Annotated in this window: 14 protein-coding genes; all 14 read left to right on the top strand. The window is 66.5% G+C overall.

Annotation, left to right across the window (positions count from 1 at the left end; translation table 11 throughout):
- Positions 1-8 precede the first annotated feature (8 nt).
- The 14 genes from AC1G9C_RS20695 (at position 9) to AC1G9C_RS20760 (ending at position 13,864) form a co-directional block, all read left to right on the top strand.
- Positions 9-605, top strand: a complete 597-nt coding sequence (locus AC1G9C_RS20695; protein ID WP_021442653.1) for a MarC family protein — start codon at positions 9-11, stop codon at positions 603-605.
- A gap of 216 nt (positions 606-821) precedes the next feature.
- Entirely contained in the window at positions 822-2,621 is a 1,800-nt protein-coding gene (gene atzF / locus AC1G9C_RS20700; protein WP_480408661.1) for an allophanate hydrolase, read from the top strand.
- Between the two features lie 8 nt (positions 2,622-2,629).
- Positions 2,630-3,334 (top strand): GntR family transcriptional regulator, encoded by a 705-nt coding sequence (locus AC1G9C_RS20705; protein WP_480408662.1) that lies wholly within the window; start codon positions 2,630-2,632, stop codon positions 3,332-3,334.
- Positions 3,335-3,409: 75 nt separating this feature from the next.
- Entirely contained in the window at positions 3,410-4,675 is a 1,266-nt protein-coding gene (gene urtA, locus AC1G9C_RS20710) for an urea ABC transporter substrate-binding protein (protein WP_122108164.1), read from the top strand.
- A gap of 144 nt (positions 4,676-4,819) precedes the next feature.
- Entirely contained in the window at positions 4,820-6,388 is a 1,569-nt protein-coding gene (gene urtB, locus AC1G9C_RS20715) for an urea ABC transporter permease subunit UrtB (protein ID WP_480408663.1), read from the top strand.
- Entirely contained in the window at positions 6,388-7,479 is a 1,092-nt protein-coding gene (urtC, locus tag AC1G9C_RS20720) for an urea ABC transporter permease subunit UrtC (protein WP_480408664.1), read from the top strand. Before urtB ends, urtC begins: the two co-directional genes overlap by 1 nt.
- Positions 7,476-8,318 carry an urea ABC transporter ATP-binding protein UrtD gene (gene urtD, locus AC1G9C_RS20725; protein ID WP_397496021.1) on the top strand — a complete coding sequence of 281 codons (843 nt, stop codon included), beginning with the start codon at positions 7,476-7,478 and terminating at the stop codon, positions 8,316-8,318. Before urtC ends, urtD begins: the two co-directional genes overlap by 4 nt.
- 109 nt (positions 8,319-8,427) lie before the next feature.
- The gene (gene urtE, locus AC1G9C_RS20730; RefSeq protein ID WP_122108160.1) at positions 8,428-9,126 is read left to right on the top strand and encodes an urea ABC transporter ATP-binding subunit UrtE; all 699 of its coding nucleotides are present in this window, start codon (positions 8,428-8,430) and stop codon (positions 9,124-9,126) included.
- A gap of 142 nt (positions 9,127-9,268) precedes the next feature.
- Entirely contained in the window at positions 9,269-10,105 is an 837-nt protein-coding gene (locus AC1G9C_RS20735; RefSeq protein ID WP_480408665.1) for an urease accessory protein UreD, read from the top strand.
- Positions 10,106-10,191: 86 nt separating this feature from the next.
- Positions 10,192-10,494, top strand: a complete 303-nt coding sequence (gene ureA, locus AC1G9C_RS20740) for an urease subunit gamma (protein WP_480408666.1) — start codon at positions 10,192-10,194, stop codon at positions 10,492-10,494.
- A 3-nt stretch (positions 10,495-10,497) separates the two neighbouring features.
- Positions 10,498-10,998, top strand: coding sequence for an N-acetyltransferase family protein (locus AC1G9C_RS20745; RefSeq protein WP_480408667.1), 501 nt, complete (start codon positions 10,498-10,500; stop codon positions 10,996-10,998).
- A gap of 7 nt (positions 10,999-11,005) precedes the next feature.
- Positions 11,006-11,311 (top strand): urease subunit beta, encoded by a 306-nt coding sequence (locus tag AC1G9C_RS20750; RefSeq protein ID WP_480408668.1) that lies wholly within the window; start codon positions 11,006-11,008, stop codon positions 11,309-11,311.
- A gap of 92 nt (positions 11,312-11,403) precedes the next feature.
- Positions 11,404-13,104 carry an urease subunit alpha gene (gene ureC, locus AC1G9C_RS20755; RefSeq protein ID WP_480408669.1) on the top strand — a complete coding sequence of 567 codons (1,701 nt, stop codon included), beginning with the start codon at positions 11,404-11,406 and terminating at the stop codon, positions 13,102-13,104.
- A gap of 256 nt (positions 13,105-13,360) precedes the next feature.
- Positions 13,361-13,864: an REP-associated tyrosine transposase gene (locus AC1G9C_RS20760; protein WP_480408670.1), complete on the top strand. Its 504-nt coding sequence runs from the start codon at positions 13,361-13,363 to the stop codon at positions 13,862-13,864.
- Positions 13,865-13,919 lie beyond the last annotated feature (55 nt).

Below are 13,919 nucleotides of genomic sequence, written 5' to 3' on the forward strand. Positions count from 1 at the left end.
CTGCCGCCATGGCCTCCGAGTTGTTCAGCCTGTACCTGAAGATGCTGGTGCTCTACAGCCCCTTCTTCGTGCTGTCGTGCTTTATCGGCCTGAGCCGCGGCTACACCCTCAGGGAGCGCAAGCGCCTGGCCTGGAAGGTGGCGCTGGCCACGCTGATCGCCAGTGTGCTGCTGTACCTGTTCGGCAGGCACATCTTCACCCTGTTCGGCATCACCATCGACGCCTTCCGCATCGGCGCAGGCAGCGTGCTGTTCATCTCCGCGCTGGGCATGGCCCAGGGCAAGCCGGCGGTGCAGAGCGACAACGTGCAGCAGGACGTGACCATAGTGCCACTGACCATTCCGCTGACCGTCGGCCCCGGCACCATCGGCGCGCTGCTGCTGATGGGCGCCAGCCAGCCACACTGGGACGACAAGCTGGTGGCGGTGGTGGCGATCTTCTTCGCCAGTCTCACCGTGGGCGTGGTGCTCTACCTGTCCAACCAGTTCGAGCGCCTGCTCGGCGACCAGGGTCTGCAGATCGTCAGCCGCCTGATGGGCCTGTTCGTCTGCGCCCTGGCGGCGCAGATCATCTTTACCGGGGTGAAGAACTACCTGGTGCCGTAATCCGCAGAGCCTGTCCCGGATTTCATCCGGGCTACGCCGCTCTCTTCTGCACCATATGCTTGCAACAACGCTCTGGCTCGGTGCATGCCGCTCACCTAGCAGAGCCTCACGCGCCCTAGAAAACTCACTAAGCGACTGAAATTAAAAGCTTTAAAGGAAATGGCACTGACATTGCTCTGCTGATCCCAACTTGGATACAAGATGGAATCTCAGCGCATGTCCGACGCCCCGCTCGCCTTCACCCTCACCGACTGGCAACAGGCCTACCGCGACGGCCAATCCCCCTTTGAGCTGCTGCACGCCCTGCGCCGCGAACTGCGCGCCGGCGACAGCGCCTGGATCGCCCTGGCCAGCGAGGCTCAGCTCGATGCCCAGCTCGATGCCCTGGCCAGCGCACTGGACGGTGCAGCCGGCGACCCGAGCAAGCTGCCGCTGTACGGCGTGCCCTTCGCCATCAAGGACAATATCGACGCCGCCGGCTGGCCCACCACCGCTGCCTGCCCCGAGTTCGCCTATAGCGCCGAGGCGGATGCCACAGTGGTGGCGCGCCTGCACGCCGCCGGCGCCATCCTGATCGGCAAGACCAACCTCGACCAGTTCGCCACCGGCCTGGTTGGCACCCGCTCGCCCTATGGCGCGGTGCCCAATAGCTTCAACCCGGCTTACGTCAGCGGCGGCTCCAGCTCCGGCTCGGCCAGCGTGGTCGCGCGCGGCCTGGTGCCCTTCGCCCTGGGTACCGACACCGCCGGCTCCGGACGGGTGCCGGCCGGCTTCAACAATATCGTCGGGCTCAAGCCGACCAAGGGGTGGCTGCCCAATACCGGCCTGGTGCCGGCCTGCAAGACCCTGGACTGCATCTCGGTATTCGCCCTGACCGTCGGCGATGCCCTGGCCGTGGCCACTATCGCCGGCGGCTATGACGCCGCCGATCCCTACAGCCGCCAGAACCCTACCAGCGCCAAGGTCGGCATGCCGGCCCAGCCGCGCCTGGCGCTGCCGGCCAACCCGGAATTCTTCGGCGACGCGCAGAACCAGGCCGTCTACGAAGCTGCGCTGGGCAAGCTGCGCGAACTGGGCGCCGAGCTGGTGGAGATCGACTTCGCCCCCTTCCGGCAACTGGCCGAGCAGCTCTACCAGGGCTCCTGGGTCGCCGAGCGCACGGTGGCGGTGGAAGGCGTCGACCCGGCGCATATCAACCCGGTGGTGCGCGGCATAGTCGCGGGCGGCCACAAGTACAGCGCCTGCGACGCCTACAAGGCCGAATACATCCGCGCCGAGCTGAGCCGCCGCATCAACGAGGCCCTGGCCGGTTTCGACGCCCTGGTGGTGCCCACCTCGCCGACCATCCGCAGCCTGGCCGAGATGGAAGCCGAGCCGGTGCTGTACAACAGCCAGTTCGGCACCTACACCAACTTCACCAACCTCGCCGACCTGTCCGCCCTGGCCGTACCGGCGGGTCTGCGCGCCGACGGCCTGCCGGCCGGCATCACCCTGATCGCCCCGGCCTGGCACGACCAGGCGCTGGCCGCCTTCGGCCAGCGCTGGCAGCAGGCCGTCGCTCTGCCGCTGGGCGCCACCGGCAAGCCGCTGCCGGCGCCAGAACCAAGCGACAAACCGGCGCCGGGTTGCATCCGCGTCGCCGTGGTCGGCGCGCACCTGACCGGCATGCCGCTGAACTTCCAGCTCACCAGCCGCGACGCCGTGCTGGTGGAGCAGACCAGCAGCGCCGCCAGCTACCGCCTCTTTGCCCTGCCCGGCAGCGTACCGCCCAAGCCGGGCCTGGCGCGGGTCGCCGAGGACGGCGCCGAGCTCGTCGTCGAGCTGTGGGACGTGCCGCAGGCGCGCTTCGGCGAGTTCGTCGCCGAGATCCCGCCGCCGCTGGGCATCGGCAACCTGCAGCTGGCCGACGGCCGCTGGGTCAAGGGCTTTATCTGCGAGCCGTATGCGCTCGCTGGCGCCCGCGATATCACCAGCTTTGGCGGCTGGCGCGCCTTTATCGCCAGCACCCAGGCCTGAGCACAAGCATGTCGCGCGCCGTTTCACGCCCGCAAAGTCTGGCCGAGCGCATCTACGCCCAGCTCAAGGACGACATCTTCGAGTTCCGCCTGATGCCCGGCGACCGCTTCTCCGAGGGCGAGGTGGCCGAGCGCGTCGCCGCCAGCCGCACGCCGGTGCGCCAGGCCCTGCATCGCCTGCAACGCGAGGGTTTTCTCGAGGTGCAGTTTCGCAGCGGCTGGCAGGTACGCCCGCTGGACTTCGCCCACTTCGACGAACTCTACGAGCTGCGCGTCGTCCTCGAACTCGAGGCCGTACGCCGGCTGTGCCAGCGCCCCAACGACGAACAGCCCGCTGCACTGCAGGCGCTCGAGCGCACCTGGTTGGTGCGCAAAGAGGCGCAATTGCAGGATGGCGCAGCCGTTTCACGCCTCGACGAGGCCTTCCATTGCCAATTGCTGGAGGCCGCCGGCAACCGCGAGATGGCCCGCGTGCACCGCGAGGTCAGCGAGAAGATCCGCATTCTAAGGCGCCTGGATTTCACCCAGGCGCAGCGCATCGAGCTGACCTACGCCGAACACGGGCAAATTCTCGAAGCGATCCTGACTCGGCGCCTAGAAGAGGCACAGCAATTGCTCAAGAGCCATATAGAGGTCAGCCAGGCAGAGGTGCACAGCATCACCTTGCACAAGCTGTACGGCGCTCGCCAGCGCGTGCAGCCGATGCCGGAATAGCCGAGCCATGACCTTCACTGCATGACCAATAACAACGCTGTCCACTTACTCACATCTGTGAATGGAGATCGCACCATGCAACGTCGCAGCCTGATCAAGGCCTTTACCCTTTCCGCTTCCATCGCCGCCATGGGCATGACCTGGACCGTACAGGCCGCCGAGACCATCAAGGTCGGCATCCTGCATTCGCTGTCCGGCACCATGGCGATCTCCGAAACTTCGCTGAAAGACATGGCGCTGATGACCATCGACGAGATCAACGCCAAGGGCGGCGTGCTCGGCAAGCAGCTCGAGCCGGTGGTGGTCGACCCGGCCTCCAACTGGCCGCTGTTCGCCGAACGCGGTCGTCAGCTGCTGACCCAGGACAAGGTCGCGGTGACCTTCGGCTGCTGGACCAGCGTGTCGCGCAAATCCGTGCTGCCGGTCTATGAAGAACTCAACGGCCTGCTGTTCTACCCGGTGCAGTACGAAGGCGAAGAGCTGTCGCCCAACGTGTTCTACACCGGCGCGGCGCCGAACCAGCAGGCCATCCCGGCGGTCGAGTACCTGATGAGCGAGGACGGCGGCGCCGCCAAGCGCTTCTTCCTGCTCGGCACCGACTACGTCTACCCGCGCACCACCAACAAGATCCTGCGCGCCTTCCTGATCAGCAAGGGCGTCGACGAGAAGGATATCGAAGAGGTCTACACCCCCTTCGGCCACAGCGACTATCAAACCATCGTCGCCAACATCAAGAAGTTCTCCGCCGGCGGCAAGACCGCGGTGATCTCCACCGTCAACGGCGACTCCAACGTGCCCTTCTACAAGGAACTGGCCAACCAGGGCCTGGAAGCCACCGACGTGCCGGTGGTGGCCTTCTCGGTGGGCGAGGAAGAACTGCGCGGCATCGACACCAAGCCGCTGGTCGGCCACCTGGCCGCCTGGAACTACTTCCAGTCGGTGGAAAACCCGGTCAACACCGAGTTCGTCAACAAGTGGAAGGCCTATGCCAAGGCCAAGAACCTGCCGGGCGCCGACAAGGCGGTGACCAACGACCCGATGGAAGCCACCTACGTCGGCATCCATATGTGGGCCCAGGCCGTGGAGAAGGCCGGCACCACCGAGGTGGACAAGGTGCGCGAGGCCATCTACGGCCAGACCTTCGAGGCGCCGAGCGGCTACACCCTGACCATGGACAAGAGCAACCACCACCTGCACAAGCCGGTGATGATCGGCGAAATCCAGGAAGACGGGCAGTTCTCCGTGGTCTGGGAAACCGACAGCCCGATCCGCGCCCAGCCGTGGAGCCCCTATATCGAAGGCAACGACAAGAAGCCGGATTACGCGGTGAAGTCGAACTAAGGCAAAAGCCCCTCTCCCCCTGTCCCTCTCCCGCAAGCGGCAGAGGGGCAGCGACCCGCGCAGGGAGAGGGTCGCTGTAGCCCGGATGCAATCCGGGAAGACCGCGCCCGGATTGCATCCGGGCTACGCCAAGGACACCCCCTTATGCCCACTGCCCTTACCCGAATTCTGCTCGGACTGTTGTTGCTGCTACCTCTGGTTGCCAGCGCCAATGAAGCCGACGCCTTCGTCGCCGCCAACCCGGCCAAGCAGGCCAAGCTGCTGCAGGACTGGGCCGCCGCGCCCACGCCTGAACGTCTGCCGCTGCTGCAGGCGCTGCAACAGGGCCGCGTCGCCGGCGACGCCGACAAGCGTGCCTTTATCGAACAAGGCGGCACCTGGCAGGCCGCCGACGGCCAAGCGGAGCCCAACGGCACGCCGCGCAAACTGCGCCTGAACAACCGCCTGCGCGGGCTGATCGCCAGCGCCCTGGCCAGCCATGAGTTGCTCGACAAGGATGCCGCCATCCGCCTCGAGGCCGCCAAACAGCTACAACGCAATACCCCGCCGGCCCTGCTGCCGCTGCTGGAAAGCCGCCTGAGCATCGAGGCCGACGAGGCCGTGCGCGACGCCCTGACCCTGGCCCTGGCCAACCTGCAACTGGCAGCCGAGGATCCGGCCGTGCGCCTGGCCGCCGTGGAGCGCCTCGGCCAGACCGGCGACCCGCTGGCGCGCACCCGCCTGGAGGCCCTGCTCGATGGTGAGGAAAGCGACGCCGCCGTGCGCAGCGCCGCAGAAAAAAGCCTGGCCCAGGTGAAGAACAAGCTGCTGGTCGGCGAGCTGCTCGGCCAGGCCTTTAGCGGCCTGTCCCTGGGTTCGATCCTGCTGCTGGCGGCGCTGGGCCTGGCCATCACCTTCGGCCTGCTCGGGGTGATCAATATGGCCCACGGCGAGATGCTGATGCTCGGCGCCTACACCACCTATATGGTGCAGATCGCCTTCCAGAAATTCGCTCCTGGTTACCTCGCCCTCTACCCATTGCTCGCCCTGCCCATCGCCTTCCTGGTCACCGCGGCCATCGGCATGGCCCTGGAGCGTACGGTGATCCGCCATCTGTACGGTCGCCCGCTGGAAACCCTGCTGGCCACCTGGGGCATCAGCCTGATCCTGATCCAGCTGGTGCGCGTCACCTTCGGCGCGCAGAACGTCGAGGTGGCCAACCCCTACTGGCTGTCCGGCGGCGTGCAGGTGCTGCCCAACCTGGTGCTGCCGTACAACCGCATCGTGATCATCGGCTTCGCCCTGTTCGTGGTGCTGCTGACCTGGCTGCTGCTGAACAAGACCCGTCTCGGCCTGAATGTCCGTGCCGTCACCCAGAACCGCAATATGGCCGCCTGCTGCGGCGTGCCAACCGGCCGCGTCGACATGCTCGCCTTCGGCCTCGGCTCGGGTATCGCCGGCCTTGGTGGCGTGGCCCTGAGCCAGATCGGCAACGTCGGGCCGGACCTGGGGCAGAGCTATATCATCGACTCCTTCCTGGTGGTGGTGCTCGGCGGCGTCGGCCAGCTGGCCGGCAGCGTCACCGCCGCCTTCGGCCTGGGCGTGCTGAACAAGTTCCTCGAACCGCAGATCGGCGCCGTGCTGGGCAAGATCCTGATCCTCGCGCTGATCATTCTGTTTATCCAGAAGCGGCCCCAAGGGCTCTTCGCACTCAAGGGACGGGTGATCGACTGATGACCATGCCACTCAATCAAACGCTGCTGGCGCGCGCCAGCGCCAAGCTCGGCCCGCAGGTTTCGCTGGCCCTCGGTCTGCTGGTGCTGGCCATTCTCGTGGCCATGCCGCTGCTGCACCTGCTGCCGGCCGACCACGCCCTGCATGTCTCGGCCTACAGCCTGACCCTGGTGGGCAAGATCCTCTGCTACGCCATAGTTGCCCTGGCCCTGGACCTGGTCTGGGGCTACGCCGGCATGCTGTCGCTGGGCCACGGCCTGTTCTTCGCCCTCGGTGGCTACGCCATGGGCATGTACCTGATGCGCCAGAGCGCGGGGGATGGACTGCCGGCCTTTATGAGCTTTCTGGCCTGGACTGAGCTGCCCTGGTACTGGTACGGCACCGGGAGCTTCCTCTGGGCGCTGTGCCTGGTGGTGCTGGCGCCCGGCCTGCTGGCGCTGGTGTTCGGCTTCTTCGCCTTCCGCTCGCGGATCAAGGGCGTGTACTTCTCGATCATGACCCAGGCGCTGACCTTCGCCGGCATGCTGCTGTTCTTCCGCAACGAAACCGGCTTCGGCGGCAATAACGGCTTTACCGGCTTTACCCGCATCCTCGGCTTCGATATCACCGCCGCCGGCACCCGCGCCGCGCTGTTTATCGCCACCGTGGCCCTGCTGGTCGGCAGCCTGTACCTGGGATTTCGCCTGGCGCGCAGCAAGTTCGGCCGGGTGCTGACCGCATTGCGTGACGCCGAGAATCGCCTGATGTTCTGCGGCTACGATCCGCGCGGCTACAAGCTGTTTATCTGGGTGCTCTCTGCGGTGCTGTGCGGCCTGGCCGGCGCGCTGTACGTACCGCAGGTGGGCATCATCAACCCCAGCGAGATGGCGCCGACCCAGTCCATCGAAGCCGCCGTCTGGGTCGCCCTGGGCGGGCGCGGCACGCTGATCGGCCCGCTGCTCGGCGCCGGCCTGGTCAACGGCATGAAGAGCTGGTTCACCGTGGCCTTCCCGGAATACTGGCTGTTCGCCCTGGGCGCGCTGTTTATCGTCGTCACCCTGTTCCTGCCGAGGGGCGTGGTGGGTCTGCTGCGCAAGGAGAAGGATCAATGAGAACCGCCCCCGTCCCCGAAGCCATGCTCGAAGCCGCCTTCGATCCCACCGGCCTGGCGCTGGACACCGGCAAGAACGTCGGCAAGGGCGTCAACGTGCGCCACGGCACCATCCTCACCCTGGAAGCGATCAACGTCAGCTTCGACGGCTTCAAGGCGTTGACCGACCTGACCCTGTATATCGGCGTCGGCGAACTGCGCTGCATCATCGGCCCCAACGGCGCCGGCAAGACCACCATGATGGACGTGATAACCGGCAAGACCCGCCCGGACAACGGCGTGGCCTACTTCGGCGAGCAGTACGACCTGACCGCCATGAGCGAGGTGCAGATTGCCCAGGCCGGCATCGGCCGCAAGTTCCAGAAGCCGACGGTGTTCGAGGCGCTCTCGGTGTTCGAAAACCTGGAGCTCGCGCAGAAGACCAACAAGTCGGTGTGGGCCAGCCTGCGCGCGCGCCTGTCCGGCGAGCAGAAGGACCGCATCGACGAGGTGCTCGCCACCATCCGCCTGGACGCCTCGCGCCACCGCCCGGCCGGCCTGCTCTCCCACGGCCAGAAGCAGTTCCTGGAGATCGGCATGCTGCTGATGCAGGAGCCGCACCTGCTGCTGCTCGACGAGCCGGTGGCGGGCATGACCGACGCCGAAACCGAGTTCACCGCCGAGCTGTTCAAGTCCCTGGCGCGCAAGCATTCGCTGATGGTGGTGGAGCACGATATGGGCTTTGTCGGCAGCATCGCCGACCACGTCACCGTGCTGCACCAGGGCCGCGTGCTGGCCGAAGGCTCGCTGGAGCAGGTGCAGAACGACGAGCGGGTGATCGAGGTGTATCTCGGTCGGTAAGGGATTCGTAGGGTGGATGACGCTTTTTTCATCCACCAATGGCATCGCACGGTGGATCGATAGCGCGCGAGCTACGCGCCCCGCTCCACCCTACGCAAAGGACATCGACATGCTGCAAGTTGAACAACTCCACCAGTACTACGGCGGCAGCCATATCCTCCGTGGCCTGTCGTTCGACGTGAAGGTCGGCGAAGTCACCTGCCTGCTCGGCCGTAACGGCGTGGGCAAGACCACCCTGCTCAAATGCCTGATGGGCCTGATCCCGGCCAAGGACGGCAGCGTGCAGTGGGAGGGCCAGGCCATCACCGGCCATAAGCCGCACCAGCGCGTACAGGCCGGTATCGCCTACGTGCCGCAGGGCCGCGAAATCTTCGGTCGCCTGACGGTGGAGGAAAACCTGCTGATGGGCCTGTCGCGTTTCCCCGCCGGCCAGGCCAAGGCCGTGCCGGAATTTATCTACGAGCTGTTTCCGGTGCTGCGCGAGATGAAGCATCGCCGCGGCGGCGACCTGTCCGGCGGCCAGCAGCAACAGCTGGCTATCGGCCGCGCCCTGGCCAGCCAGCCGCGCCTGTTGATCCTCGACGAACCCACCGAAGGCATCCAGCCCTCGGTGATCAAGGAAATCGGCGCGGTGATCCGCAAACTGGCGGAACGTGGCGATATGGCCATCCTGCTGGTGGAGCAGTTCTACGACTTCGCCGCCGAACTGGCCGACCAGTACCTGGTGATGAGCCGCGGCGAGATCGTCCAGCAGGGCCGCGGCGAGAATATGGAAGCCGAGGGCGTACGCGGGCTGGTGGCCATCTAGTAGGGTGCGCCGCACGCACCGCCGCCCTCTCGGGTCAGCGCAGTCCAGACGCGCACGGCGCACCCCACGCACCGAATTGGTTCGAGGCACGCCTCTTGCTTGCCCACTCGGTCAACTAATGCGCGGAAATCTTTGCCCTGTCATGAACCTGCCTGTCGCCCCGTTCACGCCGAGCTGGCCCGCCGAGCTGGAGCTGGCCTATGCACGCCACGGCGAACGCACCACGCCAGTGCAAAGGCGCCACCTCGGCCCTCTTAGGGTGCAGAAGCACCTCTATGCCGAAGGGCCGCAAGTCTGCCAGCACATCATCGTCCATCCGCCCGGCGGCATCGCCGGCGGCGACCGCCTGGACATCTCCGCCCATGCCGGCGAAGGCACCTGGGTGCAGCTCACCAGCCCCGGCGCCGCCAAGTGGTATCGCGCCGCCGGCGTCGCCCGCCAGGAGCTGCGCCTGAGCGTCGCGGCCGGCGCCACCCTGGAATGGCTGCCGCAGGAGACCATCGTCTACGCCGGCGCCCAGGCCGAACTGCATACGCAGATCGAGCTGCACGGCGACGCCCGCCTGCTGTACTGGGACATCGTCGCCCTCGGCCGCCCCGCCGCCGCCGAGCGTTTCGCCAGCGGCCACTTCCAGGCCGCCCTGGATATCCGCCGCGACGGCCAGCTGCTGTGGCACGAGCGCCAGCGCGTAACCGGCGGCGACGGCCTGCTCGACTCGCCCGTGGGCCTCGACGGCCAGCCGGTATTCGCCACCCTGCTGGTCAGCAGCGAAGTGGACAGCGAATTGCTGGAGCGCTGCCGCGAACTGAAGATCGACGGCGTGCGCGGCGACCTCAGCCAGCTCTCGGGCCTGCTGATCGCCCGCTGCCTGGCCTTTGAGGCGCTGCAGGCGCGCGCCTGGCTGATCGCCCTGTGGCGCCTGCTGCGCCCGGCGCTGCTCGGTCGCGAGGCGCTGCTGCCGCGCATCTGGAGTACCTGACGGATGTAGGGCCAAGGCACGCGCCTTGGCTACCCCAATGATTGCGGCGGCTGCGACAGGCGGTCGCCCAGAAACGGAGTCACGAGATGGATCTGAGTCCACGCGAGAAAGACAAGCTGCTGATCTTCACCGCCGGCCTGGTGGCCGAGCGTCGCCTGGCCCGCGGGGTCAAGCTCAACTACCCGGAGGCCATGGCCTATATCTCCGCCGCCCTGCTCGAAGGCGCCCGCGACGGCCGCACCGTGGCCGAGCTGATGCACTTCGGCACCACCCTGCTGAGCCGCGCGCAGGTGATGGAGGGCGTGCCGGAGATGATCCCGGAGATCCAGATCGAGGCCACCTTCCCCGACGGCACCAAGCTGGTGACCGTCCACCAGCCGATTGCCTGAACCATGAGCTATTCGATACATGACGCCGGCGAGGCCGACCTGCCCGGCATCCTGGCCATCTACAACGACGCGGTGGCGCACACCACGGCGATCTGGAACGAGACCCTGGTGGACCTGGCCAACCGCCGCGCCTGGCTGGCCGAGCGCACGGCGGCGGGCTTTCCCGTGCTGGTGGCGCGCGATGCCGCCGGCGGGGTGCTCGGCTATGCCAGCTACGGCACCTGGCGCAGCATCGAAGGCTTTCGCCAGACCGTCGAGCACTCGGTGTATGTGCGCGCCGACCAGCGCGGCCAGGGCCTCGGACCGGCGCTGATGCAGGCGCTGATCGAACGCGCCCGCGCCGCCGACCTGCACGTCATGGTCGCCGCCATCGAGTCGCAGAACGCCGCCTCGATCCGCCTGCACCAGCGCCTGGGTTTCGTCACCACCGGGCAGATGCCCCAGGTCGGCCGCAAGTTCGGCCGCTGGCTGGACCTGACCTTTATGCAACTGATTCTGGAGTGAACACCCCATGATTCCCGGCCAATACCAGATTGCCGACGGCGAGATCGAGCTCAATGCCGGCCGCCGTACCCTGACTCTTTCCGTGGCCAACAGCGGCGACCGGCCGATCCAGGTCGGCTCGCACTACCACTTCTTCGAGACCAACGATGCGCTGATCTTCGATCGAGCATCCACGCGCGGCATGCGCCTGAATATCCCGGCCGGCACCGCGGTGCGTTTCGAGCCGGGGCAGAGCCGCGAGGTGGAGTTGGTCGATCTGGCCGGCGCACGCCGGGTGTTCGGCTTCGCCGGCCGGGTGATGGGCGAGCTTTGACGAGTAGGGTGTCGCGGGGCCGCCTGGGCCATGCGCGCCACAAACAACGCGGATAGCGATGGTGCGCACGGCGCACCCAACGGGACGAACCAATGAAGATCAGCAGACAAGCCTACGCCGATATGTTCGGCCCCACGGTCGGCGACAAGGTGCGCCTGGCCGACACCGACCTGTGGATCGAAGTGGAGCAGGACTTCACCACCTATGGCGAAGAGGTGAAGTTCGGCGGCGGCAAGGTGATCCGCGACGGCATGGGCCAGGGCCAGCTGTGCGCCAAAGATGTAGTCGACACCCTGATCACCAACGCGCTGATCATCGACCACTGGGGCATCGTCAAAGCCGACGTCGGCCTCAAGGACGGGCGCATCCACGCCATCGGCAAGGCCGGCAACCCGGACATCCAGCCCGACGTGACCATCGCCATCGGCGCCGGCACCGAGGTGATCGCCGGCGAAGGCATGATCCTCACCGCCGGCGGCATCGACACCCATATCCACTTTATCTGCCCACAGCAGATCGAAGAGGCGCTGATGAGCGGCGTCACCACCATGATCGGTGGCGGCACGGGACCTGCCACCGGCACCAACGCCACCACCTGCACCTCAGGCCCCTGGCACATGGCGCGCATGCTCCAGGCCGCCGATGCCTTCCCGATGAACCTGGGCTTCACCGGCAAGGGCAACGCCTCGCTGCCCGAGCCCTTGATCGAGCAGGTCAAGGCCGGCGCCATCGGTCTGAAGCTGCACGAGGACTGGGGCACCACCCCGGCGGCCATCGACAACTGCCTCTCCGTGGCTGATGAGTACGACGTGCAGGTGGCGATCCACACCGACACGCTGAACGAGTCCGGCTTCGTCGAAACCACCCTGGGCGCCTTCAAGGGCCGCACCATCCACACCTACCACACCGAGGGTGCCGGTGGCGGTCATGCGCCGGACATCATCAGGGCGTGCGGCTTCCCCAATGTGCTGCCCAGCTCGACCAACCCGACGCGCCCGTTCACCAAGAACACCATCGACGAGCACCTGGACATGCTGATGGTCTGCCACCACCTCGACCCGAGCATCGCCGAGGACGTCGCGTTTGCCGAGAGCCGCATTCGCCGCGAAACCATCGCCGCCGAGGACATCCTGCATGACCTCGGCGCCTTTTCCATGATCAGCTCCGACAGCCAGGCCATGGGCCGCGTCGGCGAGGTGATCACCCGCACCTGGCAGACCGCCGACAAGATGAAGCAGCAGCGCGGTCCGCTGCCCGAGGACGTGCCGGGCAACGACAACTTCCGCGCCAAGCGCTACATCGCCAAATACACCATCAACCCGGCCATCACCCACGGCATCAGCCACGAGGTGGGTTCCATCGAAGTGGGCAAGTGGGCCGACCTGGTGCTGTGGCGCCCGGCCTTCTTCGGGGTGAAACCGACGCTGATCCTCAAGGGCGGGGCGATTGCCGCCAGCCTGATGGGCGACGCCAACGCCTCGATCCCCACGCCGCAACCGGTGCACTACCGGCCGATGTTCGCCAGCTACGCCGGCAGCCGCCATGCCACCAGCATCACCTTTATCAGCCAGGCGGCGTTCGACGCCGGCGTGCCGCAGCAACTCGGCCTGAAGAAGAAGATCGGCGTGGTCAAGGGCTGCCGCGCGGTGCAGAAGACCGACCTGATCCACAACGGCTACCTGCCGAACATCGAGGTCGACCCGCAAACCTATCAGGTCAAGGCCGACGGCCAACTGCTCTGGTGCGAGCCGGCCGAGGTGCTGCCGATGGCGCAGCGCTATTTCCTGTTCTAAAGCGGGAGCCAGGCTGGACTCGGCAGGCATGTAGGTTGGCACTGAGGTGGCTGGTGCTGAACGTAGGTTGGCACTGAGGTAGGTTGGCGCTGAGCGCAGCGAAGCCCAACAGGGAGCACGCAGTGCTCCGCCCGACGGTCTCCCCCCACCGTTGGGCTTCGTCGCAAGCTCCTCAACCCAACCTACCGGATGCGCTCCGCCCCCCGACAACGCAACTACACTGACGCGAACGACAACCACACCAAGGACGGTGAACATGCGCTATCGACGCGCCCGGGTGGCGGGCGGCACCTACTTCTTCACGGTCACGCTGGCCGATCGCCCGCAAGACCTGCTAACCCGTCATATCGACGCCCTGCGTGCGGCATTCCGCGCGGTGCATCAGCGCCATCCCTTTCGCATCCCGGCCATCGTGGTACTTCCGGAGCACCTGCACTGCATTTGGCAACTGCCGCAGGGGGACTGCGCTTACCCGACCCGGTGGGCCCTGATCAAATCCGGCTTCTCCCGAGCCCTCGACGACTGCGAGCCTGTTTCCCTGTCGCGCCACCTCAAACGCGAACGCGGCATCTGGCAGCGACGCTACTGGGAACACTGCATCCGCGATGCCGACGACCTGCAACGACATATCGATTACATCCACTTCAATCCGGTCAAGCACGGTCACGCCCGATGCCCCGCAGAATGGCCGTTCTCCTCCATTCACCGGCATATCGCCCAAGGCCTGTTACCCGTCGACTGGGCCGGAGGCGGCACCTGAACTGCAAAAAGCGCCGCCTGCCGCCGGACACAGGTTGGTGCTGAGCGTCGGTTGG

Source organism: Pseudomonas sp. ABa2 (assembly GCF_056676075.1).

Coding starts and splice junctions, on each gene's coding strand:
- ureC (WP_480408669.1), top strand. CDS start 11,404: ATGAAGATCAGCAGACAAGCCTACGCCGATATGTTCGGCCCCACGGTC.
- urtA (WP_122108164.1), top strand. CDS start 3,410: ATGCAACGTCGCAGCCTGATCAAGGCCTTTACCCTTTCCGCTTCCATC.
- AC1G9C_RS20760 (WP_480408670.1), top strand. CDS start 13,361: ATGCGCTATCGACGCGCCCGGGTGGCGGGCGGCACCTACTTCTTCACG.
- urtB (WP_480408663.1), top strand. CDS start 4,820: ATGCCCACTGCCCTTACCCGAATTCTGCTCGGACTGTTGTTGCTGCTA.
- urtC (WP_480408664.1), top strand. CDS start 6,388: ATGACCATGCCACTCAATCAAACGCTGCTGGCGCGCGCCAGCGCCAAG.
- AC1G9C_RS20695 (WP_021442653.1), top strand. CDS start 9: ATGGCCTCCGAGTTGTTCAGCCTGTACCTGAAGATGCTGGTGCTCTAC.
- urtE (WP_122108160.1), top strand. CDS start 8,428: ATGCTGCAAGTTGAACAACTCCACCAGTACTACGGCGGCAGCCATATC.
- AC1G9C_RS20745 (WP_480408667.1), top strand. CDS start 10,498: ATGAGCTATTCGATACATGACGCCGGCGAGGCCGACCTGCCCGGCATC.
- urtD (WP_397496021.1), top strand. CDS start 7,476: ATGAGAACCGCCCCCGTCCCCGAAGCCATGCTCGAAGCCGCCTTCGAT.
- ureA (WP_480408666.1), top strand. CDS start 10,192: ATGGATCTGAGTCCACGCGAGAAAGACAAGCTGCTGATCTTCACCGCC.
- atzF (WP_480408661.1), top strand. CDS start 822: ATGTCCGACGCCCCGCTCGCCTTCACCCTCACCGACTGGCAACAGGCC.
- AC1G9C_RS20735 (WP_480408665.1), top strand. CDS start 9,269: ATGAACCTGCCTGTCGCCCCGTTCACGCCGAGCTGGCCCGCCGAGCTG.
- AC1G9C_RS20750 (WP_480408668.1), top strand. CDS start 11,006: ATGATTCCCGGCCAATACCAGATTGCCGACGGCGAGATCGAGCTCAAT.
- AC1G9C_RS20705 (WP_480408662.1), top strand. CDS start 2,630: ATGTCGCGCGCCGTTTCACGCCCGCAAAGTCTGGCCGAGCGCATCTAC.